The following is a 25,573-nucleotide window of genomic DNA, read 5'->3' as shown; positions in this document are numbered from 1 at the left end:
ATGGCGCGTTCTTTACCCTCTCTAGCAGCGTCAGTGCAGCAAGCCCAAAGGCGTCGATCGGTGCGTCAAGTTCAGGAAAAAGTGATTGAATCAATCCTTTTCCTAGCTGCATTTTCCTGTGTGGCTGTCACGATCGCCATTATGGTGATTTTAGGGGTTGAGTCCTTTGGTTTGTTCAAACAAGTGTCGATCGTTGAATTTCTCACAGGTATTGAATGGGCACCGCTATTTGAACCGCCTAAGTACGGTGTCTTGCCCCTGATCTCTGGCACCTTGACCACGACCATGGTAGCCCTATTGGTTGCGATTCCCCTCGGCACCACGATCGCACTGTTTCTCAGCGAGTTTGCCTCTACGACTGTCCGAGAATGGGCCAAACCCGTTTTAGAATTGCTTGCGGGCATTCCCACCGTGGTTTACGGCTATTTTGCGTTGCTCTTTATCACGCCTTTGTTGCAAGCCTTATTACCTGACTTGGGCGGGTTTAATATGCTGTCAGCGGGCATGGTCATGGGGATCATGATTACGCCGTTGATTAGTTCCATTAGTGAAGATGCGCTGAGATCGGTGCCAGCAGAACTGCGGGAAGGGTCCTACGCGACAGGGGCGACTCGGTTACAAACTGCCTACAAAGTTGTGTTGCCCGCAGCTTTATCTGGGGTTTCGTCGTCCTACATTTTGGGCATTTCCCGAGCTGTGGGTGAAACGATGATTGTTGCGATCTCCGCAGGATTACAGCCCACCTTGACCTTGAATCCCCTTGATTCTGCTGCAACGATGACGGCCTACATTGTCCAAGTCAGTTTGGGGGATCTGCCCCATGGGACGACTGGATATCAAACAATCTTTGCTGTAGGTCTTGCCCTCGTTTTAATGACCCTACTGTTTAACATCATTGGACATTTTTTAAGCAAGCGATATCGGGAACGGTATTAAACCGAGGAGTTTGTAGCTCGTTTTTCGATGCCCGTTGTCGTAATGATCGTTTCCGTAACGATTTTTTCTACCCAGTTCTTGAAGTCCTATCTGCGCCATGACATCTTCTTCGCTAAATGCCATTCGCCAATCCGTCTCCCGGCGGCAAGTCCTGAGCCAGTCCTTCGCGATCGTGGGTCTCTTCGGAATTCTGATCGCGATCGTGACGCTCATTGCCCTGATCCTGCAATTAACCATTCAAGGTGCGCCGAAATTGAATTGGCAATTTTTCACCTCCTTTGCCGATCCCGATCCCGCGATCGCAGGGATTTTGGCGGCTTGGGTGGGAACGGGCTTGGTGATGCTGGTCACGGTGACAGCGGCAGTTCCGATCGGGATCGCAGCGGGGGTGTACTTAGAGGAATATGCCAAGAAGAATTGGCTTTCGGATTTGATTGAAATTAACGTGACAAATTTGGCGGGGGTGCCCTCGATCGTTTACGGCCTACTGGCCTTGGGGTTATTCAAGTATTACTTCAATTTAGGGGAAAGTATTCTGACGGCTGGATTAACCTTAGCGCTCTTAGTGCTTCCAGTCGTCATTGTGACCACCCGTGAAGCCCTCCGTGCCATTCCCAATACCCTGCGGGAAGCAGCCTATTCTATGGGGGCTAGCAAGTGGCAAATGATTGCCCATCATCTGTTGCCCTATTCCCTGGGCAGTATTCTCACAGGAGTGATTATTGGGCTTTCCCGCGCGATCGGAGAAACGGCTCCCCTCGTGACGATCGGAGCCCTCACCTTCATTGCCTTTCTGCCTGAATCCCCCTTCCAATCTTCGTTCCCCTTCATTTCCTTAGAGTGGCTCAAGGCTCCCTTCACGGTACTTCCCATTCAAATGTTTAATTGGGTATCTCGGCCAGAAATTGAGTTTCAAACCAATGCAGCCGCAGCCGGGGTGATTTTAATGGCAATGACGTTGTCCATGAATGGGGTGGCGATCTATTTACGCTACCAAATTCGTAAGCGACTGAAGTGGTAGATGGACTGTACTCAGGATTTAGATACGTCAAGAATTTTCTCAAGAATTTTCTCAAAGATTCTCTCAAGAATTCCATTCCCTAAGCACATCTGATTGACCGTAAGGCGGGAAAGCAATGCTAGAAACTATCTTACAAACTACCCCCATTCAACCTAAAGTAGAAGCTGCAAATCTCAATTTCTACTATGGCAATACCCACGCACTGAGGAACATCAATCTCATTCTACCGGATAGACAAATTACAGCGCTGATTGGGCCGTCTGGCTGCGGTAAGACGACGTTGCTGCGGTGTTTTAACCGGATGCATGATCTCTACTCCGGCAATCGCTATGAGGGAGAAATTATTCTGGATGGGTCGGTGAATATTCTGTCCCGTCGCCTTGATCCGATCGAAGTGCGGATGCGGGTGGGCATGGTGTTTCAGCGTCCGAATCCGTTCCCGAAATCAATCTTCGAAAATGTGGCCTACGGGTTACGGGTGCGGGGCGAAAAGAACCGCACAACGATCGCGGAAAGGGTGGAGAAAGCGCTGCAAGAGGCGGCCCTGTGGAATGAAGTTAAGGATCGCTTGCAGGATATGGCCTTTAACCTGTCGGGGGGGCAGCAGCAACGGCTGTGCATTGCCCGTGCCCTAGCGACCGATCCTGAATTGATTTTGTTTGATGAACCAACGTCAGCCCTTGACCCGATCGCCACGGCCAATATCGAAGATTTGATGACCAGACTCAAACACCAAGTCACGATTTTGATTGTTACCCATAGTATGCAACAGGCAGCCCGATTGTCTGACTACACCGCGTTTATGTATCTGGGTGAGTTGATTGAACACGATCGAACGGAAGTCATTTTCAATGCTCCATCCAAGAAACAAACTAAGGATTACATCAGTGGTCGTTTTGGTTAATGGCTTGCAAAACGTAACCGCAATGGATAAATGATTTTGTAACCCGCGATCGAGATTGCTGAACTCAATACTGCTACAACACTACCTGGATGACCTATGCAAACCCAAGACAGCACGTTAACCCTAGATCCACAACCCACTCCCCCGTCGCCTGCTCCCCTGCCCCCGCAGCCACCCAAATCTCAACAACAGTTCTCACTGCCTACGAATTGGCAGCAATGGGTACGCCCCATGGTTCTCATTTCCGCCGGATTGCATGCCCTGATTTTGTTCGTTCCGTTAACGGCTTCCAATAAACCTCAACCCAAGGAAAAAGAACCCCCTGTTAAATTATCCCGCTTGTCGGATAAGGTGTTGGTGAAAACTTTGCCGAAGGTGACCGATGCAGCAAAGGCTAAGCCTGCATTGGCTAAGGTGAAAGTGACTTCAACAAGTCCGATCGTCCTCAAAGAAACGCCCAAACCGGAACCCGAAAAGAAAACGGAACCACAACCTAAGACCCCAGAAACCAAACCGTCTACTCCGCCTGCCAATACTCCCGCCACCAGCTCAACGGAGGGTGCTGATCCCAGTAAGGTCGATCCCAATAAAGCGACAACCGATAAAAATGAAGCCTCTCAGCTGGATGCAGAATCCCAAAAGTTTTCTGATGTGATTGTGGGTCTGCGCAAGGCGCTCAATCCGGGTGAAGAAAATGAACCTGAGGTGGATCCGTATTTGCTTCCTGACCCTACACAATTTTTCCCGAATCCCGATGATCCCACCCAAGTAGTTGGCGGGATTTTAGGGAAATCCTGGATTTCCAACACGGATGTAGAGAGTGTAGCCTCCAGCCTCGCCAACCAATTTCCCGGTGGATTCGCCAAGCAGGGTACCTATGGCGGGGGAGAGATGTTTGAAGCCAAGCTGGGGACAACGGTACGGTATGTCAGCTTGGTCAATGTGAATAGTGGTAGCGGCGTGATTGTCTTTCTGTGGAATAAATCCCCGGTCTAGGCTGAGAGTTGCAACAAAACTGGGCAGAGATTAGCATGGCATAGCAATCTCTGCCCAATTTAGTGTTTGAGGTTTGGTGTTAGATCTTCTCTAGCTAGGATGGCATCCTAGTTGATTAGACTGGACTGAAGATTAGACTAGATTTAACCGGACTCGACCTAACCGGACTCGACCTGCCCGGACTTGACCTAACTGAGCCAGACCTAATACCAGACCTAATAAGTGTAGGAACGCATCCGATCGCGCAACATCGATTCCTCCGGCAGGCAAAGTAAGTTGTCGTCCTGAGTAATAATCAAGCCTTTCTGACGCAGTTTCCCCATTAATCGTGTCACGGTGACTCGAGTAGACCCGATCGCGCTACCAATTTGTGCATGGGTTAGGGGAAAGGGCAAGCAATAGCCTTCGCTAGTTGGTTCTCCATATTCTTCAATCAGCAGGGTGAGGAACCCAAACAGGCGATCGATCGTGCGGCGCTGGCCCAGGGTGCTTAACCACAGCAACTTTCGTTGATGTTGGTAACGAAATGCATCCAAAACTTCCCGGCGAAAATGGGGCCAGTTGTCTAAATCATTCCAATACATCCAAATCACAGCCGTTTGCTCGACATGGGCAAAACTCTGTAATGTGAAGGGAGACTGCGCGACGACTTCAAAGGGTTGCCCTGCTCCCACAAATCCTAAAAATGCCTCTTCTGACTCCACCGCAGCCAGTCGGGAACTGTTACTCATACTTGTAGCGCTTATTTGAGCAGTTCCGACTAAGCGCACCGCTCCCCGTTGAACCAGGTAAAGCAAGCCCGGTCGGGTAATGATTCGTTCATCTTTACTAAACGTGCGACAGCGGTAGTGCTCCTGAGCCCAGTCAATGATGCGTTGCCAAGTTAAAAAGGGGCGAGAGGAATCTGGGACTTGTGATATTGAATACATAATGATGGGAGTTGTGAGAAAACAACTATTGTTTCCAAATATGAAGTTAGCTTTTGCTATGTCACTAGAGATTGAGACTGTTAGAACAGCCCCAAAAAAACTCAAACCAACCAATTAATGTCAAATATCTCGAACGAATTGCGATTCAAGTCAAATCAATTGGGAGAAGTAAGAATACTCAACCTGCTCGAAAGCTCGATCGTAGCAAGCTAAATTAAGGCTGCATAACAAAAAATACAATGTATCAATAGGAACTGATCAGTAGGAACTTATCAATACCATGTATCAATAAAAACTAACCTGCCTGGTTTGCTCTAACAACTCCACCCTGATGCCGAGAATCAAGAACGAATCGCCAGCGTAGCTTAATTGAGATGCTCCTTTATAGTTTGCGTACATTCTTACGGGTTCGACTTTATACAGCCATCTACCCATGGATGGATCTTTTTGATACTCAAGTTGGACAGCCTTTCCCGACGCTTGGCTTAGATACTGTGTTAGCGGTTGCGGGTCAGCAGGTTCATTCCATGAATTTTCCAATGAAGCGGATTGAGCGGCCTGGTGACCTACCTAGTGACCTACCTAGTGACCTACCTGGTGCCCTCTGTTATCGATCGACGATCGCGATGCAAATTGCGGCTAAAACCCAGCAGTCTGTTCTGTCTGTTGCCCAAACGATCGTGGAGGAATTTGACCGTTCTACGGATGTCTTAAATGTATTATTAGACACTTTGCCTCAAAATAATTTGTCTCACGACGATTTATCTCACGATGGTTTATCTCACGATGATTGGTTTCCAACGCTTTCAACTCACGGTACCAAGTCAGCATTAACCGCCCTCTGGACAGAAATTTCAGTCCAAGCGGATCAGGCTGGCGGAATCATTTTAGAGATGAACGATCGTATCCTTGCCTGTTGGTTATTCCTACTTCTCCAGCATTCTGGGCCGATTGGGGATAAGTCGAAGCAGGATCAGGCCGGGTTAGAATGCCTCTCCCCGCAAGAGATTCCTTGGCTAGAACATTGGGTTCATGCAAGGTGTCAGACCCTTCTACGATCCGGGATGGCCCAAGGATTGACCCAAGGATTGACCCAAGGATTGACCCAAGGATTGACCCAAGGATTGACCCAAGGATTGACCCAAGGTGCTGATCGGTTCTCTCCGTCAGCGGGCTTACCAGGACAGTGTCTATCCCAAACACGAAATACACAAGTGCGCAATCCAATCGCTCTTCCAGCGGCTTACCTCGCTGCCCTCACGCAAGGTGAACACCAATTTCCTTCCAGCGCTAATCCACTGTTCTACGCTTTAATTGACAGCTGGGATGCTTGGAATCCAGAACTCCCCCTTCACCAACGTCTCAAAGTGACCAATCACCTGTGCCAAGCCTTTCAAGCATTCGATCGCGCCTATCAAGTAGCGAATTGCCAGAATCGCGATCGGGCCTTGGAACAACAATTTTGTCATCTTTTGATTTATTGGATCCAAGAAACCCTACAACTTTACCTGGGCCATCACCTAGCAGCATTCCTTTAGGCTGCAATATCCCTTTCAGTTCCCTTTTTAACGTGAGTTCGATCAACTCAATTTTTCCTTATAAATCCCCTGTACTAGGACGCAGAATTCACTTTCGGGGGGTGTCGGGGGAGTAGAGTCCCCTGACATCGCAGGGGGGCGGGGAGAAGTTCCCCGATCTTTGCTGCGGAGCAGCCCCGACGATCGCGCCTCACCACAAATTCATCGAACTCACGTCTTTTTAGCAAAGGTTGAGATGTGGTCTAGAAATTAGCTAGCAGGCTGCACTCCATCGGCAACTGGCTGGCCTTTACCTGATGAATTTGCCCCTGGATGTGCCCCTGGATGTGCCCCTGGAATAGTGTGATAACGGATTCGGATGTTAAAAATAAGAGATCCTTATTTTTCAAACTAGTGACAATCCTGTGAACCTCAGTTATATTATGGAGGTGTGAGGAGCGAACCAGAAAGGGCACCGAGACGAAACACGGCCAGTCGTCGGTGCCCTTACTGACTTTTAAGGGGTTCATTGCTTCGCTAAAGCTTTCTGCATTACTTGATATTCAGTGAATCCTTGGAGATGGTGATTCGGGTGATATCTCTGTAGATATCACAGCTTTGATCAGAGTTTTGATGAGATCCTGTTTGTGGATCGGATTGGAATAGGTTTGATTGGATCAGTTTGCAGCTATGCACAAGCGGTAAAGGCATACGACAAAAGCATACGACAAAGGCATACCCGGCAGACTGATAGGTTGATCAGTCTTTAGGGGCAAGCTGGGGATTGGATTGAGTGGGCAGAATCCTGATGCTTTTAGGAGAGTAGGAACTTTTGAATGGCGATCGCGGCACCATCTGCTTCAACCGTGGGGGCAATCCAATTGGCCGTGGCCTTGACGATTTCGGGCGCGTCTCCCATGGCAATACCTAGACCTGCATATTGAATCATTTCCAGATCATTACAGTTATCCCCGATCGCCATCACTTGCTCAGGGCGTAACCCGAGTTCCTCCTCGGCAAGGCGTTTAAGGGCGTGGCCTTTGGTGGCGTGGGGGTGGGTTGCTTCGACAAAGGTCGCTACAGAAGTCGTGATGTGTAAATCCGCAGGATTGACCATCCCTTGCAGATCTGCAAGGACAGTTTGCATTAATCCCGTATCTGCACTTAAGGCTAAAACCTTAGTGGGTGCCCGATCTAGCACCGATCGCAAATCTCCGACGGCAATCGGTGTAATGCCCGATCGTTGAACATAGGCTTCGGTGTCAGGCGTGAGTTCTCGAACATAGAGATCGTCGTCAATATAGAAATGCACAGAGAGACGCTGACGCAGATCCGGTTGTTCAAAATAGTCCAGCAAGTTCAAGGCGTGGGGGGCGGCAACGGGCGTGTGCCAAGCCCGTTGATTCGTAATGGGATCTTGGATCCAAGCCCCTTGATACGCAATCAGGGGTAACCGCAAATTCAAGGTGTGATGGAACCGTAGGGCTGCCCGGTACATCCGACCCGTCGCGATCGCAACGGCAATTCCCTTGGCTTGGACGGCGGCAACGGCTTCTAAAATGGGTTGGCTCAGTTGGTTGGACTTACCGGCAATGGTGCCATCAATGTCCAAAGCCAACAGCCGAATCTGCCCAGCATCCTGTAAGTCAGCCTGCGATCGAGAATTTTGAGAACGGAGAATGGTCACAATCAGATTCCTCCCTAGGTCGCCTGCTGCGTTCAATGAGATTATGCCCTACGCAGGACTGCTTCCGAGGTAATCTTTCTCACTCTGCGGTTATCTTTCTCCCTAGGCAATCTAGGCAATCGAACGGTTAACTAACTGACGGGTTTGGAAAGGGTCGGGGTTGTTTGTTCCCATTGAATCACTTGGGTTAATCCCCCTTGCTGGAATAAGGAAAAGAGGGATTCTAAGGGTTGCGGATCTTGGGGGTTTGCCTTGAGCGCTTGGGTGTATTCTGTCAGCGCATCATACCAAAGCCCTGCTTCGGCTAACCAGTTGGCTCGATCTCGCTGAGAGGAGATGGCTAGCATTTGCTGAGATTGCTGGTTGGGTAATTCCACCCGTTCAATCCAACCCCGTGTGATGGGACTGCTGACTGAGCGATCGGAGGAATTGGCCTGGGAAACTGCCCAACGGTAGCGGCGTCCTGGCTTGAGTTCTGGCGCATTGGCAGGGATTTGAAACTGATTCAGTCCAGCCTTGACCTGGGGGATTTGTTGTACCCACAGGGGTTTGCTAACGCCGGGTTCCACGAGAGTAACTTGCCAGGGCTGTTCACTGCGTTGCGAGGCGTACCAACTCAGGACGGGACGGGCTGCTGTAGTCAAGCCAATGTGATCAGCGGGTACCAGTGCCGTGAGGGAAATGGCACAATCCGCTGATGCTGTGGGAAGTCCCGCACATCCTCGCGAACCACCCCCTTGGGTTCGTTTTGGCATACCGCGTCGTTTGGGTGGAATATAGCGTGGAGCCTTGGCCAGAGCCGCTTCAGAGATGCCCCATTCTTGCAAAACTTGTCCTGCGGGGGAGTTCGGTTCAGCGATCGAACCGCTGAGTTGTAGTAACGAGATAGCCAGTGTTCCCAAGATCGCAGTTGCTAAACGACGGCGATGCTGGTAAACAGAAGATCTATGGGGTGCAGCAGAAAACAGTGTTTGAGGCATCAGTCTTGTCCGGGGCGAAAGATCCTAAACCCAAAGTACTGCTCAGCTTTTCAGCGAAGCGACTGTGCATCCCGTAGAATTTTTATGAAATTACAGCAAAGCCAGAACAACTGGCTATGAAGTTAGGTCGTTACGGCTTAGATTATGGGCGGCAAGGTAGGAGAGCCACTCTTCCTGCCCATCCCTCAATTGATGACTTTTGTTTGGCCCTAGCGACGGTGCAGAATCACCATTTCCGAACCGACGATCGGGCTACGAGCCAGCACGGTGTCTTCAGAATCAACCAGTTCCAGTTCTGTAAAGTTTTTTTGTTGGGCTTGCTGCAAAAGGGTATTGGCTAACCGATCTTGGCTGGTGGGATTCAGTAACCGCCAACGGTCATTCACGATCACCTGAAGGCTGCCCGCTGCGGCTTGAGGTTTGGCTGCCACAATCACTTGGGTGTCACTTGGTTCCTGATTTTGCAGGGGCTCCTGAAGAAAGGCCAGCAGTTTTTGCTCGGGTGAAAGAGGAACAGATGGGGTTGCTCCTGCTAGGGGAAGAGGTGCAGTGGATGCTTGCGCGGTGGACGGTTGCGCGGTGGACGATTGCGCGCTGGATGGTTGTGCAGTGGGTGGCGCGATCGCGGGAGCAGCAACGGGGGATGCCAAAGTAGAACGGCTGTCCGGGGCGGTCAGGCTTTGGGGCACCGGTTGGGCCTGACTACGGGAAGTATCCACCGATCGAGCCACACTAGCCGATGGAGGTCTGCTACTCGGTGCAGGGCGTGTAATTGGAGCCGTCGGTGCAACCGGGGCTGGTGTGGCTTTGCCGGAGGGAATGGCAGAAAGGAACCACAGCAGTAATAGCAATGTTCCGAGAACCACACCGGACAACGCCCGATCGGACAGGGGTTTGAGCGGTTCGGGTAAGCGCGGACGCAGTTGATCGATCGCAAATTTCCAGACAGGATAGAGTTTTTCCCAAACGGTTTGCGTCGTTTGAACCACGGGGGTAAAGTCAATGGGATCCACTTTGTTGGGATCGGCTTCGACCTGGGCTTCCAATTCTGTCGTGAGCCGTTGGAGTTGGCTGGTCATGCTGCGCAGCCCTTGGATTGCTGTAGGTCGCACCTTCACCCAAGTCGTTTGGGCAATTTGTTGTGAAGTTTGTAGAACTTGGGTGACGCGATCGGGCAGCGGGGAAGAACTGGGTGTCGATCGCGGCGCGGCTGCCTGGGGGGATGAAGTTACCCTGGGTTGACTGGGTTGACTGGGTTGACTCGATGGGGGCATTGAGTCTTGCGGGGTCGCATCTTCTGGGGGTTGAGCAGGGGGAGTCGGTGGTGTGGGCTGATCAGACATGAATCTCTCCTCATTTTGGCAGCACAACCTCAACAGAAAAGCGCTACAGTCTTAAACGTGCTACCCTCCAGCATCAAATCTACCCCAAATTTCATCGGATTGCGCACTCCTATGAGCTTTAAACGTCGTCGATTTTTGATCATTGGTGGTCTGACTGGTCTCGGTCTAGCGGTTTTTGGGAAGCAAGTCCTTCGTCCGGGGCAATCTACCACGGCTACGACGCCGGAAGTTCCTCCCCTCCAAGTGGCAACGCCGACAGGACAACCCCTACTACGATTTGCTGCGATCGCGGATACGGGATCCGGCGATCGTAACCAGTTTGCAGTGGGTAAAGCTATGGTGCAGCACCGCGATCGCAATCCCTATGACTTGGTGGTTTTAGCAGGAGATAATATCTACAACAGCGGTGAAATGAGTCGCATCCAGGTGGCTTTTGAAGAACCCTACCAAAAATTGTTACAGGCCGGGGTCAAGTTTCGTGCCTGCCTAGGAAACCACGACATTCGCACGGAGAATGGTGATCCTCAGGTTCGTTATACAGGGTTCAATATGCAAGGCCGGTTTTATTCCTACAAGGCCGAAGCTGCCCAGTTTTTTGTTCTCGATACGAACGGCAACGCGGATTGGAAAGGTCAAATGGCTTGGTTAGAGCAGGAACTCAGCCAAAGTCAAGCATTGTGGAAAGTGGTCTATGGGCACCATCCGATTTATTCATCTGGACACTATGGGACTGATTCAGGGTTTGTGAAATTGTTTACGCCGCTGTTTAAAAAGTATCGTGTTCAGCTTTACATTAACGGTCATGAACATGATTATGAGCGTTCTCAACCCATTGACGGAACGACTTACTTAGTGACAGGAATTGGTGGGGCAACGCTGCGCCCTGTTGGTAAGTCAAGCTGGACAGCGGCATCCACGTCACGCTTTGGTTTCTCTGCGATCGAACTTTATCGCGATCGACTATTTATTCAAGGCATTGGCACTGACAATACGGTATTCGATCAAGGGATGGTACCTGTTTGATCTAGAAAATCCAATCAGCAGTGAGAGCGGGATGTTTACACCTAGAAAATTAGTAAGGTGTAAATTCCCATCGTCGAAATTTGAATGGTGTAGATTGTAAAAATTGCCCATGAGCGGTTAAAGAAAATGCACATCTACAGAAAGAAATCTACAGAAAGATTTAATTGAAAAGACAGCCAGGTCAAGATTATGCCAGCAGGTCTTCCTAAAAATCATCATTGAAAGAGATGTAAATCACTGACATCATCATGTAAGATTTTGACGCCAAACAATCTCACCTGCTTCAAATTCTCACCTGCTTCAAATCCCCTGCCCCATCCTGTCAATCTCAAGGGGGAACCTTGGTCTTCCATAGGGTAGATTGCGATCTTCCTCAATTGAGAATGAGATTGAGAAGGATTTTTCTACCTGTAAGGTTGAGCTGCAAATTATACCGAGTAATCTGCGATCGCTTAGTAAATTCAGGAAAACCTTACAAAGAATTCCTAAAGACCGTGATTTCCCCGATTGGTCTAAATTTTTGGTGAAGAATCTACCGAATATTCCGGATGTGTTGCTTAATCTTGTTAGAACCATCGAAAAGTTTCCTAGGAGATTACCGAGGTTTTTCGTGTATCCCCTAGCACAAGGCTCAGGAACAGTGAACGCGCCGAATCTACCTTTCAGTAGATTCACCATATGGGTAGGTTGCCCCTTAAAGTCAGTAAGGACATCTAAGACCTTCATTCCCAAGTTCCAAATTTTGGAATAGGGTCAGCTGACTTCATTGTCGGATTGAGAAATACGGTTGGAAATACATCATGAATTCATATGAGACCTCAGCTTTAACCACGGCGTTGGGGGTATCTCCCCTCAATATTGTGCCGGTTAATGCATTTTCTACAGCAACTAATCCTGTTCTGACGTTCTCGCGCCCCTCAACGAGTTTAAGTGGCAGCAGTGCCATCATCCTAGATAGTCAAGCAACCATTACGCAACAGGGTGATGCCACAGGTAGCTCAACGATCGATGGGATTCAATTTGTTCTACGCAACGTTACAGCGGGTGCCCTAGCCGCTGCAGGAACGTCTGGTGTGGCTAATTCCGATGGCATTACCTGGAGCTACAATGCCACCACAGGGCGTTTGACAATGGCTGGGACGGCTTCGATCGCGGCTTACCAGTCCCTATTGCGAACGGTTGCCTACACTCCAACAGGTGGCAATCAGACGACGACCCAAGCGATCGATATCAACCTCGGTCGTCCCGTCTATCGCTTTGATAATGGCCACTACTACGAGTTTGTCAGCTTTAGCGATCTGGGTCTCAACCCCAACAATACTTCTACCAACGGCAACGATCTAACGGTTCCCAGTTGGAATACCGCCAAGGCTCTAGCTGCAGGCCGTACCTTATTTGGCTTGCAAGGCTACCTAGCCACCATTACCTCTGCTGCCGAAGACAGCTTTGTACAACAGCGGCTTCAAGGACAAGGCTGGATTGGTGCTTCGGATGCAGCGGTTGAAGGTGTTTGGCGCTGGGTCACTGGCCCTGAAGGATTGGACAACAGCGGAGCAGGGCGGCAGTTTTGGCAGGGGGATGGGTCTGGTAATGTAACTGGCCCTGACAACTATGCAAACTGGAATAGTGGTGAACCGAATAACTTTGTTCTCAGTGTCACCGATGAGGATTATGGTCATTACCTAGCAACCGGTAAGTGGAATGACTACGAGAACACACCTCGCAGTCGTAGTTCCGATCAAAAGGTCGATGGATTTGTGGTGGAGTATGGGGGGTTTGCCAATGATCCGAATCTGGTCAGTACCCGTGTGACGTTTACCTTAGGTGTTCCTACGGTACCCACTCCCGATTTTCTATTCCGAGATGCACCCAGTGGTTCCACCGTTGTGATTAATCTCAATGAGAATCAAGTAACTACTGGGGAAAGAACTCGACTGGCGGGAACGACTGGAAACACAGGGGTCATTGCTCCAGATGCAAGTTGGAAGATTGTAGGAACGGCGGATCTCAATGGAGATACTCGTCGTGACATTGTTTGGCACAATACGATTTCATCTGAAACCTATGTTTGGTTTATGGGAGGGGCGCTTGGTAACGAAATTCAGGCCACTGCGCCGATCGTTGTAGGGAATTCCACGACAGCTCTTCGGCCTCAGGGGTGGACTCCGATTTTATTTGCAGATCTTCTAGGGAGTTCTCTGCCAGAAATTCTGTGGGTGAATCAGGCTCAAGGTGTGATGGGGATTTGGGAACTCAATGTTCCCCAGACGGGTGCAATCCCGTCCACGATTCAGCTGACAAGCAGTATTGTGCAACAGCAGGGTGCAAGCACGCCATTTATTCTAGGCAGCGGTTGGCAACCCTACTCTGGGAACTTTGATGGTAATGCGGCTACGAAGGAGCTGTTTTGGCATAATTCGCTTACAGGGAGAGTGGGTTACTGGACGTTGAATGGGGCTGTCTTTACAGCCAACGCAATTGATGGGGTTGTTGGTTTCCAGCAAAATATTGGAAGTTACAAACCTGTGCAGATTGGTGATATTGATCGCGATGGTAAGGATGACATTGTCTTCCAATCGGGTCAGTTTGTGGCAGCTTGGAAGATGAACGGATCGACGATCGCTGGGCTGCCAACCCTGCTGAAAAATAATGACTTGGGTTCACCTTTGAACCTTGTTAGAGGGCTGGTGGATATTGATTTAGATGGCACTAAGGATCTGCTGATTGAGGCACCAGCAAGTGCTGCATTGGGCATTCAAGGAAAATACTATAGTGTAATTTTCTTGGATTCCCAAACCTTTAGCCAGCGGATTACAGATGGCTTCCGATTGATCAAGTCAGGGGCATCGATCTACGACGCTGGTAGACCGACGATTAATTTAGAGGCTACGGTAGACTTTGACCTGCTGAATACCGGGATTCCCAAGCCTGGATATTTCTCCAATTCATAGTTTCTTTCCCGTTGCTTGATGCTGAATGGATCGTCGATCGCCAAGAGAGGACGATCCATTCATCTGAATTTAAAAAGCTAGCGAAATGATAAACCCTCCCTTGGATCTAGCTTGAATGCTAAGTTCAGTGGGAGGGCTTTTCTATCAGAGGTTCAAGCTAACGCAGTGCAACGATCGGCTTGAAGTTAGGGCCTTGCAAAACGGCATCTAGATTTTTAGAACGGAATGTCGTCGAAATCGGTTTCGTTATTTGCAGGGGATGGCGTGGTTGTCTTGGGGGCTTTGGAACGCGTGGAAGTTGCTTTGGGGGCTGGGGCTTCAGGTGCAGGACTAGTCGTTGCAGGGGGAGTACTCATCGCAGCGGCTGCACCGAGGCTATAAATTTTGGAAATGGTTAATTCTGCCTGCTTTTCCTTAAACCCTTCGGGCCGATCGACGGTGTTCATGGAAAGGCGACCTTCGATCACCACCTGATCGCCCAGATGATATTGCTGATGGACTTCCTGCGCCAGATTGCCCCAACCGAGAACTTTCAGGCTGGAAGGAGGATCTTCGGGGCGGAGGCCGGGAAACTGCACCCGCATTTCCGCGATCGCCATTTGATTATCTTGGGTGTAACGCAGTTGCGGCTCTTGGGTAATTTCGGCCATTATGATGCAACTGTTCATGGGGTGAGACTCCGTGGATTCAGGCTACGTGGATGGTGAGCCGTCGATGACTGGCATTAGATGACTGGCATTCCTTGGCTATTGTAGACATTTTTGCTCGATCGCGAACATGGGAATCGCTTGGAAACCGTAGATCGGTCTGGCCATTACAAATATTGGTCAGGCTCTTACAAAAAGGAGGAGGAAACTCAGTCAGGTCCCTCCTCTTGACGCTTAATTTACTGGCTGCGAACCCATGTCATGGGTTCAACAAGGGCGTTCGTGAACGGTTAGACCGTGGTTTTAATTAGACCGTGGCTTTAATCCGATCGCCATCTTTTTCTAAGAAGGCTTGCAACTCAGCGATCTGTTCATCTTCGATCTTGGTTTGCATCGGGCAGAATTTAGGCCCACACATGGAGCAGAACTCTGCCTGTTTGTAAATGTCTTCCGGCAGAGTTTCGTCGTGGTATTCCTTGGCGCGTTCCGGATCGAGCGACAGTTCAAACTGCTTGTTCCAGTCGAAGTTGTAGCGTGCCCGAGACAGTTCATCATCCCGATCGCGCGCGCCCGGACGGTGGCGGGCAATATCCGCCGCGTGAGCCGCAATCTTGTAGGCAATCAGACCGTTGCGCACATCTTCCGCGTTGGGCAAGCCGAGGTGTTCCTTGGGCGTGACATAGCAGAGCATGGCTGTTCCGTACCAACCGGCCATCGCAGCCCCGATCGCGCTAGTAATGTGGTCGTAGCCCGGTGCGATATCCGTTACCAGCGGCCCCAGCACGTAGAACGGCGCTTCCGAGCACTCTTCCATTTGCTTGCGGACGTTGAACTCGATCTGATCCATGGGGACGTGGCCGGGGCCTTCCACCATCACCTGCACATCGTGTTCCCAGGCGCGACGGGTCAGTTGACCGAGGGTTTTGAGTTCAGAAAGCTGGGCTGCATCGGAGGCATCGTGGGTACAGCCGGGGCGCAGGGAATCCCCCAAACTGAAGGAGACATCGTACTTCTTGAAGATTTCGATGATGTCGTTGTAGCGGGTGTAGAGGGGATTTTGCCGCTTGTGGTGCAGCATCCACTTGGCGATGATACCGCCGCCGCGCGAGACGATGCCGGTGATGCGACTGCGGGTCAGGGGTAGGTATTCGATCAACAGTCCTGCGTGGATTGTCATGTAGTCCACACCCTGTTGGGCATGTTTTTCGATGATGTGCAGGAAGTCGTCTTCGGTGAAGTTGTCGAAGTTGCCGTGGACGCTTTCTAGGGCTTGGTAGATGGGGACGGTGCCGATCGGGACTGGGGATGTGTTGATGATGGCGGTGCGGATTTCGTCCAAGTTGCCGCCGCCGGTGGAGAGATCCATGACGGTATCTGCGCCGTATTTCACGGCTTGGTGCAGTTTCGCCAGTTCTTCGTTGATATCCGAGGAGTTGGGAGAAGCCCCGATGTTGGCGTTGACTTTGCACTTGGAGGCGATGCCGATCGCCATGGGTTCTAGGTTGGGGTGGTTGATGTTGGCGGGAATGATCATCCGGCCCCGAGCCACTTCATCCCGAACCAGGTCTGCCGGTAGGTTTTCCCGCTTGGCGACATAATCCATTTCTTCGGTAATCAAGCCTTGGCGAGCGTAGTGCATCTGCGACACATTGCTATGACCCTTGCGCTTGGCGATCCAGTCTGAACGCAACATATTCGTTTCCTCAAGATAAACAGCTTCCCTGCGCTGGTATTACCCAGAAGACGAGTTCACGGGTTTGGCTAACGCGAATCCGTCTGTTTCAGGTTCTAAGGGTGTTTCTCAGCCCATGTCTTTAGGCACCCCTAGCTGATTGCAGATCGTACCACCTCTAGCTGGAGATCCGGCAGGAAGGGCTGGAGAACGGCTGCTGGTGCGGCGATCGACGATGTTGCGAACCATCAATTGCTTTGTAATCAAAGATTAAAGTCTTTGATAAATATTGATTAAAGTAGATGATCTGGCGCGATCGGGGTGTGGGTTCCGGGGTTGCATGGGTTGTCGGAATGGAGAGACATCAACCTGTAGTTCTAAAGAATTTAGTTCTAAAGAATTTGATTCCAAAGAATTGATTCCAAAAAATTGGCGCATAGTGGGTCGTTTATGTTTTCTTCTCGACAGAGTTGGTATGTGGTGGGGGTGGCCTACGGGTTGACCTTTGGGCTGATTTTATATTTGGCCTATCAGGGATTGTTGCCAACGTATTTGACCCAGAATGATAAGCTGGCCCATTTTGTTTTGTATGGATTGATGACGTTTGTGGGGCAGCGGGTGATGAACGATCGCCGCATCCGGTTAGGTCAGATCCGAGTGCCGTTGTTTCCGATCGGGTTTTTTCTATTCACCACGATCGAAGAAGCCTGTCAGGGGTTGTCGCCCAATCGCAGTTTGGATGCGGGGGATTTGGTGATGAGTTATTTGGGCATTGTGGCGGGATTTGGGGTCGATCGTTGGCTACGACGGCGACAACGTTAGAGTTTGGTAGGTAAAGCTTCGATTCAAAGACCCACTGAATTAGAACATTTGGTTTGGAACATCTTGAGAATGCGCAAATTTCCTCGGATTCCGACTTGGCTGTATGGTTCAGCCTCTCTGGTGATGAGTCTATTGATTCTGAAACTGAACTGGAATCTGTGGACGATATCCTCACGCCATTACGATCGCTTGGGGGCAGACGTTCTACCCCAACTGAATAACATCAAACAACGCTTACAGACTGGGGAGGGCGATCGAATGCAAGCCCTTTTCCCGGAGGGTTATTTCTTTAGCCATGCCATTTATGGGTACAGTTGGGTCAATGTGGGGTTGGCCAATGAGTCGCTGCGCCAACGGGCGATCGCGGAAGTGGAATGGACGCTAGAGAAACTGGATTCAGATAAAGGTCGTCGTCCGTTCCAGTTTCAGACTCAAGTGCCCAATGGGGTGTTTTATTTAGGCTGGAGCAATCGGCTACTGGGAGGACTGCTGAAGCTCCAGCGGCCAGCGGCGCGATCGCCACAGAATTTGGGGCGTTTCCACGTTCAATCGGCATTACTGGCCCAAGCCTACGATCGGCGATTCATGCTGGCAGCCTATCCCGCCATGACTTGGCCCTGTGATCAAACTGTGGCGCTGTCCTCCTTGGCTTTGCATGATGAATTATTTGACAGCAATTATCGACCGATTATTCAACGTTGGATTGATCATATTCAGCAAAACCTTGACCCCAAGACCCAACTCATTCCCCATAAAGTGGATGCTGACACAGGGGTGATTGAAATTGCGGGGCGCAGTTCCAGCCAGGTTTATTTGTTGCCCTTTCTCCTCGAACTTGATCCAGCATTCGCGACCCAACAATATCAGCGATTTCGGCAGCAGTTTCCAGTGGCGACCTTCGGGTTCTTTCCGGTGCGGGAATATCCGATCGGGATTTCAGGCAAAGGGGATGTGGACACAGGGCCATTAATTTTTGGCTTCAGTGCAACCAGTACGATTACAAGTTTGGCAACAGCGAAAGCATTTAACGATCGGGAATTATTTGACAGTACTTTGCTGATCACGGAAACGCTAGGGTTGCCGTTGCAAGTGGGGGATCAGAAATCCTATGGATTGGGATCTTTAATTGTAATTGATGCCTTTTTGGTGTGGGGCAAAACCTGGGTTCCCTGGACAAAGGTACCGCAACCTGTGATCAACGATCGACCTTTAACCATCCATCGTGGAGCTTGGTTGGGGGGATCGTTTGTGGGATTAGTCTTATTGTGGAGTCCGTTAATAGGGCGATATTGGCGCAAAAAACGGAGCCTTTCCTAACCATAGAGTTGATGGTTAAAATAGATTAAAGAGCCTGTTTAATGATTGGATGATTATATTCATTATGCAGCTCAGCAAATAAATCAAAAAGTTCTCCAAGTGTATTAATACAATTTTCAGAGAATGATTTTTTAATGTACCTGAACTTACCATTATGAAGGAAGTCATTGCGTAGCTTGGCAGCTTCTTGCATATGTTGAGAAACCCGTTTGAAATCTTGGCCTGTTCTCACATGAATAGCAGTCAACGCCTTGTCCCACTTAGTACCTGTAACTGAGAAAAATAAGTTATTGAACTTCTGATGGGCTAGTTTATTATCATCTAAAAGCCTTTCAATCAATAGTGAGTCAATTTTTCGAGCTCTCAAGTTTTTGATCAAGAAGCTGTTTAGTAAAGATTCACGCAAAGTACAGTAAAAAAGAATAGTTCCTATATCTGATCCCTGCGGCATGTCTATAAAAGTGGTTTGTGGGGCATGAGAATGATATGTTTGTTGGATTAAATCAACAAGAATATGAATATCAGTGGTAAAAGCCAATCTACCGCATTCACTTGGTGTTCCGCACGTACTACATAAGTGTCCCGTAAGCTGTCGATCCTGATCATTGTCAATAATCCCACACGTTGGACAAATAAGATGAGTACATACAAGAGTACTAAGTAGCTGCTCTTCAACTTCAATATGAGATAGCTGACACATCTTCTAAAAACCTAAATCATGGATCAGATAAAATGCACTACAACTTAAAACTCCAATTAAGTAATGGGAACAAGATTTTGCTAATCTGATTGGTGGTATACCCAGGTTAGATTGTAGCTGAAAACTTAATTTTAAAGTCGTTTTTAGATTTACAGCAGAATGAAGTTAAGGCTGAATCGTAAATGCTTGCTGAGGGGATTGGAGGAGGGTTTTGCCATCGGAGCCGATCGCGGTGACCTGCCATTGTAGGGGTTTGCCGACCTGTTCCTTCAGCAACGGCGGCGCGAAATAGGTTGTGGTATTGGAATTAAGCAAAGCGGAAAGCACCAACTGTTCCCCTTGGTGAATGGCAAGGCGATAGAACTTGGCATTGGCGATCGGCCCCCACCGAAATTGTAGACCCTGGGAAATGGGTAGGCTGGCATTGGCTAGCGGTTGCAAGAGGCGTAATTCCTGCTTGGATTGGGACGAATTGGGGGGATTGCCCACGTAATACCGCAAAACTGGCAGCGAAAAACCCGCGACTCCTCCAGTTTTGACCGTGCCAATCCCCGTTTCAGAATCCCCTTCTTTGTCATCTGTCGCTTCCACCCGAAATAGAATCAGATGCAGCCCATCCGTTCCTCGGGGAATCTTGCGCGGATCAGGCCCCGGAATCACCGCACGCCCCGTGGGCATCAGATAGGTTTCAAAGCGATCGATGACGGAATACCGTTGCTGCAAAGCCCGTTGCTCGATCGGTAAAGTTGCCTCGGTGAGCAAATCCTCCTGCGTCGGTGGGATATCCCCTGGCAGCACCACTTCCCAGCGGCCCTTCAGCCGTCCTGTGCCGTTATAGGTAATTTCGGCGTGGAAGGGAGGAATGGGCTGACTGCGATCGATTACGGGAATGGGCTGCTCAGGCCGAGCCGTCTCAAACCGGAGACGCACATTGGTTAACGCCAAAGGCACCCGTGCCCCACCGCCCGCCAAGCGACAAGTCACCGCGATAAACTGATCGGGCAAGCCAGCACTACTGACGAACCGCCGCACATAGAAAAACTCCGAAGAGGAGCCCTTGACGGCATCTTGGTAAGCTTTGCGGGCGACCGATGGGGGAATGGTCATAATGTCAGTGTAATTATTACCACCGCTGAGACGACCGCGATCGCTGCGTTTGGGTAGGCGACCATACACTGTTCCGGGAACGCAGGACTGATCGGCATTGATGGCACCACACCAAATTGCTTCCACAGGTCGGTAATCATTCAAACTAATATAGGTCAGAAAAACGGTGGTTGCACCAAAGGTATTGATATTGACTCCAGTTGGACTCACGGTGAGAGCTTGGGCTGCGGGTAGAGAGGTGATTGTAACTGGAATCGTTGCCAAGCCCAGGAGAAACGTTTTCCAACAATGGCTAGAGAATTGAGAGATTGACTGCAATCGTTTTAGGGAAATAAAAGGTCTTAGGGGAGTAAAAGGTCTCATAAACTCGCTCACACGCAGGGGATCTGGAGAAGGTGGGGTCTAGCAGAAGTTGGGATCTAGTCAATAATGAATATCTCTATTATGGAACTTAGAATCATGGAACTCAAAAGCTCAGGCTTAAGCCCGCATTGACGACATGAATTGTGGCATCGGTATTGAGGTTGAAAACTCGATCTTGGTTACGGGTTGATTGCAGACTGTAACGAATGAAAAACGTTCCTGGCAGTTCCCGTTGGGCCGCTAATACCTTGAACTTCCAGGTCAAAATGGATTCAAGACTATCACTGCGGTTGAAATTTTGATCGATCGAATCAGTATTATCCGTTCGATTAATATTAAAAGTCCAAGTCAAATCGCGAACAAATTCCCAGGTGATTCCCAAGGTAGGGGCAGTGGTGAATTGGGTCACATTCGTTTCAAAGTTTTTCGCACTGGTGAGGTTTAATCCTAGACTAATTTGTAGGGTGGGAGAGGCTTGCCAACTGGCGTTGATTTGATTGGAAATATTGAGAAAATCACTGGTTTCCCGACCCAGTTGACGGTTGTCTTGCAAGGTGTTGCTGTGTTGAAAAGAGAGACTCAAACTATCGATCGACCAACTGGCTCCGAGTTGATGACTGGTGGTGACTTGGTTGGGAATTTCGCTGGCATCAAACTCCGACAGTTCAGGAATGGGAACATTGGCTCCAAACTGACGATTCAACTGATAGGAATAGGTTAGCGTGGGTAAAAAGACGCTGGTGCTTTTGAGGACGGTTTGCAACGGAACAGTGAGATTAAAACTCGTTGCCCGATTTTTGGTTTTGAGAATGGTGGGGATATTGGCTAGGTTGTCCTCACTTTCGCTATGTTGTAGCTGGAAAGTTACCCCTGCCAGAGAACCGTTTAAGGCCAATTGGGTTTGTAACTGGTCGGCCCCAATGGCGGCTCCCAGACTTTTATAGAGGGGATTGACGCGCTCATGGCGACCACTGAGGCTAAGGGAAAAAGTCCGATCGCCCCCGATCGGTACATCTTTCAAGAGTTCATAGCTCGCTTCCAGATAATAGGCATCTTTTGTCACTGGTTCAACTTCTACGACATTCAACCCATCAGTTAAATCTGGATCAAGTTCACTGGGATTGGTAAACGTGCTTAAAGCGTATCCCATGTCGAACTTGAAGCGATTGCTATTATCATTGCCAGTCAGTCGTAATCCAAAGCCACGACTCTTTTCCGCATCAACAACTTGGCCTTCATTAAAATTTCCTTCCGCTAGTTTCGACCCATCCATAAAGGTGGCCTCAAACCGCACGCCTCCCCCCGCTTCAGATTTAAGAATTTGATAGCCTAATGTAATCGCGTTTGTGTTGTTGTCTGAGTTCTCTAAACCAAAGAAATTATCAAACCCAACAATGCTTTCCGATCGTAGTGAACTGAGATCTAAACTCAAGCGATCGGTCAATTGCGTTTTGATGACCAATCCACGGCTACATGCGTTATTGAGTAAAAATGGGTGGTTGCCGTGGCAGGTATGCCCTAACAGCGCTTGCACAGGCCCCCAAGTGGTATCTAAAAGATACTCACTCAGATCAACAGGAGGTGCGTTTTCACCTAACTCTCCGAACCGCAGTGCCTCGTTTTGGAAGGTGCTGCCAACGAAGGCAAAGTTGCTTTTGCTGGTAAAGGTGCCCGCAGTCAAAGTGGTGGAGAAGCCACCTTGGAACGTGAAATCCGTAAACGTGGGGCGATCGGGCACTCCTGCATCAGGGGTACGGCGTTCTAGGAATTGGGATTTGAGATTTAAGTTAACCGTGGGTTGAAGTAGAAAGGCTGCTTGATTTGACGGTGCTGCTTCTGTGGGTTGTTCCGCCGGTTTTTCGGTCGGCTGCTCGGCTGGTTTCTCAGTGGGTGACTCTGGAGATTGTTCGGCTGGTTTCTCAGTGGATGCTTCTGTGGGTGGTTCCGTTGGCTTTTCAGTCGGGTTTTCCGTTGGTTTCTCTGTGGATTGTTCTACAGGTTTCTCAGCTGAGGGGGCATTCGGTGTTGTTTCTGCTTGAGCTGGCTTGGAGTCCGGTGACGGTTGAGAGGCCGGAGTTTTTTCAGAACTATCCTGAGCGAGTGCAGAGTCTTGTGTGACAGTCAAAGAAAGTTGAGTCAGAATTTGCCAATCGATCGGACTTTTGACGAGGTAGACCACAACTTCAACATCCCCCAACGGTAAGGGAATCGCGTCGGGCTGATACACTAAATCACGATCGATCCGTTTAACTTGGGAAGTCACATCGGTGGTGCCCACCAGTACGGCCAGGGATTGACCCGCTTCTAGGGTTGGGAATGGATCAAGGGGAATGCGAAGGGTGTCGGTGGGCTTGACGGTTTGACGAGTGGGAACGGTAGGCGTAGCTGTGGATCCCGGGGTAGGCGTGGCTGTGGGAGGGGGACTGGGAGCAGGTATAGGTGGGGGAGCCGGTATAGGTGTGGGAATAGGCGTGGGTGTGACGGGGGATGGGACATTGGTAGATGCTTGGGCAACGACGATCGTTTCTGGGCGAACGTTCGCAATGGGGAAGGATTGACGGTGGGTCTGAGTATCTGTGGAACGATCGGAAACCGGGTGCTTAGAAGGTGGTTGGACAGAGGAATTGAGAAATTTGGGCAGTCGTGTGGTGATGGATGAATCGAAGGCTGAATGGGCCGATGGATGGGCTGCGATCGCGCTCTTTGGGAACCAACTAGCAATGAGTAAACAGATGGAAATTGGTGGAATGACTAACTGTAACCGTAACATACGTTAATCCCAGTGCATTTTGTAAATTCAAAAGGCGCGTCACAATAACCCAATGCTGAAGTGAATGGTTAGAGAACACTGGAGGAAATTGGGGAAGGGAAAGCAGAAATGGAGGAGTCAAATACCGTTGACTTTTGAATTCCCTGCTTCCCCACTCATTCCTCGTCATGTTTTACCTAGATTCCTGTTTTGCCAGCGTGTAACCTACTGAGCATTCAGCTTGAACTTCATGGTTTGTAGAGCACTGCCAATACCGTTCAGTTGAACTTGCAGAATCTTGTCCTTCGCCCCTGTAACGGTTAGGTTCTTGCTGACGGCATCCCGCGAGCCATCTTCAATTTCAATTTCGCCTAGTTTAGTGGTGCCATTGGCATCGGTGGCGCAAATCACAGCAGCAACCCCGCCTTTACCACCCGTTTTATCAAGGGTAATTTTGACAGAATCCTTATCAACCGTTTTGAGGGTCGTGAAGCGAGGATTACCCGCCGCCGAGAACCGCCCGGATTCCGGAGTGCCTAGGGTGAGCCAGTTATTGCCCACTGTGACGCCTAAATCTGACAAGGTGGTCTTAATTTTAGCGATCGCGTTAACAATTTTTCCAGCTTTCCCACAGGCAGAAAGACTACCGATGGAAGCGGTTTGGCAAGCGGCTTGAAACTCCGTGAAGACCTTGCGAGCCAAGCCCTTATCATCCCGGCAGGGAGCAGCCATGGAAGGAGCTGCGATCGCGAGGGAGAGAACGGTAACTACAACGGTGGTGGAAGCGGTTTTCTTGAAACTAGACATGGTCGTAAAACTCCAAAAAGATACTGTGTGCGATGGTGTTAGAAGGCAGAGGTGGAATCCCTGGATGACTGAGAAGGAGATTGCCATAGCTCCTTGCCTTAACTTGAGGAATTACACGGAGCAGCCTTGGAGTTTATGCAAGTCTCTCCAAAAGATGCATATGCGCCTATCCGCGCCTTGCGAATGAGCACCGTTAATGTTTTGGGCTGCAAGAAATCCCCCAGACCCTCTCTAGGGGTGGGTTGTCAATCAGGCATGAACTAGCACTGCCTGCCGGGTGGCAGATGGCTGGCGGATCAAGCGCGATCGAAGCTTCACTAAAAGATTTCCGTTGCTTTAGATGGATTTAACCTGCTTTTTACTTCGATGAACTACTATTTCGATGTTGCTTTGATCTAGGAACTCCCAGTTTTTTAACCGATATTTTGATTCTGACTCTGCTGATAGCGAAAATGATTGATTAAAAATTGCACTCAGTATTTTGAATACTCATCCCAACTGTTGGCTACACCATTCCCTTCGCTGAAGCTAGATGATTTTCGATAATCTTTGCCCCCATTCTGTGAGTTTCTGTGAGTTACAGTGTATTTGCCAGATTCTATCGACATTTTTGGCCTGCGATCGTTGTGAGTGCTGTGTCATTGGCCTCACTGAACGAATCTGCGAAAGCGGCACAGGTAGGACGTTTTACCTTTGAGTGGCCGATTTATCGGGATACCGCTCACCCGGATCTGGTGCAACAGGTAGAGCCATTTCTGACCCAGCAGATTAACCAGCGGTTTCAGCAAAACCCGCAGCTCGATCGGTTGGAAATTCTGATGATGGTAAATCGCCAGGGGGATGTTCTGCCATTGCTAACTACAACGGTGTCCCGTCAGCAGTGGCAACGATCCCCGCAGATTCGGCTGTGGAGCCAGTATCACAGTGCCTATGCAGGCTTTCAGCGGCCTCAGTCGCCGTTGACTCAGCGCCCGATCGGGGCTAGGCGGCGGAGCGATCTGTCGAACTGGCCCGCGATCGCATTCGCGATCGATCAAGCCCGCGATCGGCGTCAGCTGGCTGGTCAGTTGGCTCAGCAATATTTGAGCCATCTAGACTAGCG

20 protein-coding genes and 1 riboswitch are annotated in these 25,573 nt (G+C 49.7%); of the genes, 10 read left to right on the top strand and 10 right to left on the bottom strand.

What is annotated here, in order from left to right:
* The 4 genes from pstC to H6G21_RS06250 all read left to right on the top strand — a co-directional run bounded on the left by pstC (position 1) and on the right by H6G21_RS06250 (position 3,857).
* On the top strand, positions 1-936 hold the full coding sequence (gene pstC / locus H6G21_RS06265) for a phosphate ABC transporter permease subunit PstC (protein WP_190571653.1): 936 nt from the start codon (positions 1-3) through the stop codon (positions 934-936).
* Between the two features lie 97 nt (positions 937-1,033).
* On the top strand, positions 1,034-1,957 hold the full coding sequence (gene pstA, locus H6G21_RS06260; RefSeq protein WP_190571651.1) for a phosphate ABC transporter permease PstA: 924 nt from the start codon (positions 1,034-1,036) through the stop codon (positions 1,955-1,957).
* A 115-nt stretch (positions 1,958-2,072) separates the two neighbouring features.
* Positions 2,073-2,861 carry a phosphate ABC transporter ATP-binding protein PstB gene (pstB, locus tag H6G21_RS06255; protein WP_190571649.1) on the top strand — a complete coding sequence of 263 codons (789 nt, stop codon included), beginning with the start codon at positions 2,073-2,075 and terminating at the stop codon, positions 2,859-2,861.
* A 96-nt stretch (positions 2,862-2,957) separates the two neighbouring features.
* Positions 2,958-3,857 (top strand): hypothetical protein, encoded by a 900-nt coding sequence (locus H6G21_RS06250; RefSeq protein WP_190571646.1) that lies wholly within the window; start codon positions 2,958-2,960, stop codon positions 3,855-3,857.
* A gap of 215 nt (positions 3,858-4,072) precedes the next feature.
* On the opposite strand, the gene H6G21_RS06245 is transcribed toward H6G21_RS06250, so the two are convergent.
* On the bottom strand, positions 4,073-4,786 hold the full coding sequence (locus H6G21_RS06245) for a Crp/Fnr family transcriptional regulator (protein ID WP_190571644.1): 714 nt from the start codon (positions 4,784-4,786) through the stop codon (positions 4,073-4,075).
* A 527-nt stretch (positions 4,787-5,313) separates the two neighbouring features.
* Here H6G21_RS06245 and H6G21_RS06240 point away from each other — a divergent pair.
* On the top strand, positions 5,314-6,324 hold the full coding sequence (locus tag H6G21_RS06240; RefSeq protein WP_190572032.1) for a hypothetical protein: 1,011 nt from the start codon (positions 5,314-5,316) through the stop codon (positions 6,322-6,324).
* 793 nt (positions 6,325-7,117) lie between these two features.
* Here the strand turns inward: H6G21_RS06240 and H6G21_RS06235 are convergent.
* The 3 genes from H6G21_RS06235 to H6G21_RS06225 all read right to left on the bottom strand — a co-directional run bounded on the left by H6G21_RS06235 (position 7,118) and on the right by H6G21_RS06225 (position 10,313).
* Entirely contained in the window at positions 7,118-7,990 is an 873-nt protein-coding gene (locus tag H6G21_RS06235; RefSeq protein WP_347277986.1) for an HAD family hydrolase, read from the bottom strand.
* Positions 7,991-8,121: 131 nt separating this feature from the next.
* Entirely contained in the window at positions 8,122-8,970 is an 849-nt protein-coding gene (locus tag H6G21_RS06230; protein ID WP_190571642.1) for a DUF928 domain-containing protein, read from the bottom strand.
* Positions 8,971-9,179: 209 nt separating this feature from the next.
* Positions 9,180-10,313: a hypothetical protein gene (locus tag H6G21_RS06225; RefSeq protein ID WP_190571640.1), complete on the bottom strand. Its 1,134-nt coding sequence runs from the start codon at positions 10,311-10,313 to the stop codon at positions 9,180-9,182.
* Positions 10,314-10,424: 111 nt separating this feature from the next.
* Between H6G21_RS06225 and H6G21_RS06220 the strand changes: the two genes are divergently transcribed.
* Together H6G21_RS06220 and H6G21_RS06215 are read left to right on the top strand one after the other, a co-directional pair.
* The gene (locus H6G21_RS06220) at positions 10,425-11,336 is read left to right on the top strand and encodes a metallophosphoesterase (RefSeq protein ID WP_190571638.1); all 912 of its coding nucleotides are present in this window, start codon (positions 10,425-10,427) and stop codon (positions 11,334-11,336) included.
* 800 nt (positions 11,337-12,136) lie between these two features.
* Positions 12,137-14,287 carry a lectin-like protein gene (locus H6G21_RS06215; RefSeq protein WP_190571636.1) on the top strand — a complete coding sequence of 717 codons (2,151 nt, stop codon included), beginning with the start codon at positions 12,137-12,139 and terminating at the stop codon, positions 14,285-14,287.
* Between the two features lie 215 nt (positions 14,288-14,502).
* On the opposite strand, the gene H6G21_RS06210 is transcribed toward H6G21_RS06215, so the two are convergent.
* On the bottom strand, positions 14,503-14,955 hold the full coding sequence (locus H6G21_RS06210; protein ID WP_190571634.1) for a single-stranded DNA-binding protein: 453 nt from the start codon (positions 14,953-14,955) through the stop codon (positions 14,503-14,505).
* A 286-nt stretch (positions 14,956-15,241) separates the two neighbouring features.
* Positions 15,242-16,624, bottom strand: a complete 1,383-nt coding sequence (thiC, locus tag H6G21_RS06205) for a phosphomethylpyrimidine synthase (RefSeq protein WP_190572000.1) — start codon at positions 16,622-16,624, stop codon at positions 15,242-15,244.
* Between the two features lie 11 nt (positions 16,625-16,635).
* Positions 16,636-16,770, bottom strand: a riboswitch (TPP riboswitch).
* A 286-nt stretch (positions 16,771-17,056) separates the two neighbouring features.
* Between thiC and H6G21_RS06200 the strand changes: the two genes are divergently transcribed.
* Positions 17,057-17,428 carry a VanZ family protein gene (locus H6G21_RS06200; protein WP_190571632.1) on the top strand — a complete coding sequence of 124 codons (372 nt, stop codon included), beginning with the start codon at positions 17,057-17,059 and terminating at the stop codon, positions 17,426-17,428.
* 69 nt (positions 17,429-17,497) lie between these two features.
* Entirely contained in the window at positions 17,498-18,745 is a 1,248-nt protein-coding gene (locus H6G21_RS06195; RefSeq protein ID WP_190571630.1) for a hypothetical protein, read from the top strand.
* Positions 18,746-18,770: 25 nt separating this feature from the next.
* Here the strand turns inward: H6G21_RS06195 and H6G21_RS06190 are convergent, their stop codons facing one another.
* The 4 genes from H6G21_RS06190 to H6G21_RS06175 all read right to left on the bottom strand — a co-directional run bounded on the left by H6G21_RS06190 (position 18,771) and on the right by H6G21_RS06175 (position 24,471).
* Positions 18,771-19,445 carry a hypothetical protein gene (locus tag H6G21_RS06190; RefSeq protein WP_190571628.1) on the bottom strand — a complete coding sequence of 225 codons (675 nt, stop codon included), beginning with the start codon at positions 19,443-19,445 and terminating at the stop codon, positions 18,771-18,773.
* A gap of 165 nt (positions 19,446-19,610) precedes the next feature.
* Positions 19,611-20,915, bottom strand: coding sequence for a hypothetical protein (locus H6G21_RS06185; RefSeq protein WP_242041679.1), 1,305 nt, complete (start codon positions 20,913-20,915; stop codon positions 19,611-19,613).
* A 103-nt stretch (positions 20,916-21,018) separates the two neighbouring features.
* On the bottom strand, positions 21,019-23,685 hold the full coding sequence (locus tag H6G21_RS06180) for a hypothetical protein (protein ID WP_190571625.1): 2,667 nt from the start codon (positions 23,683-23,685) through the stop codon (positions 21,019-21,021).
* Positions 23,686-23,889: 204 nt separating this feature from the next.
* The gene (locus H6G21_RS06175) at positions 23,890-24,471 is read right to left on the bottom strand and encodes a hypothetical protein (RefSeq protein ID WP_190571623.1); all 582 of its coding nucleotides are present in this window, start codon (positions 24,469-24,471) and stop codon (positions 23,890-23,892) included.
* A gap of 572 nt (positions 24,472-25,043) precedes the next feature.
* Here H6G21_RS06175 and H6G21_RS06170 point away from each other — a divergent pair.
* Positions 25,044-25,571 carry a hypothetical protein gene (locus H6G21_RS06170; protein WP_190571620.1) on the top strand — a complete coding sequence of 176 codons (528 nt, stop codon included), beginning with the start codon at positions 25,044-25,046 and terminating at the stop codon, positions 25,569-25,571.
* Positions 25,572-25,573: the final 2 nt, after the last annotated feature.

The sequence above is a fragment of the Alkalinema sp. FACHB-956 genome (assembly GCF_014697025.1).
GTDB lineage: Bacteria > Cyanobacteriota > Cyanobacteriia > Leptolyngbyales > Leptolyngbyaceae > Alkalinema.
Note: the sequence above shows the minus strand (reverse complement) of the source record. Positions and strands in the feature narration are given on the sequence as shown.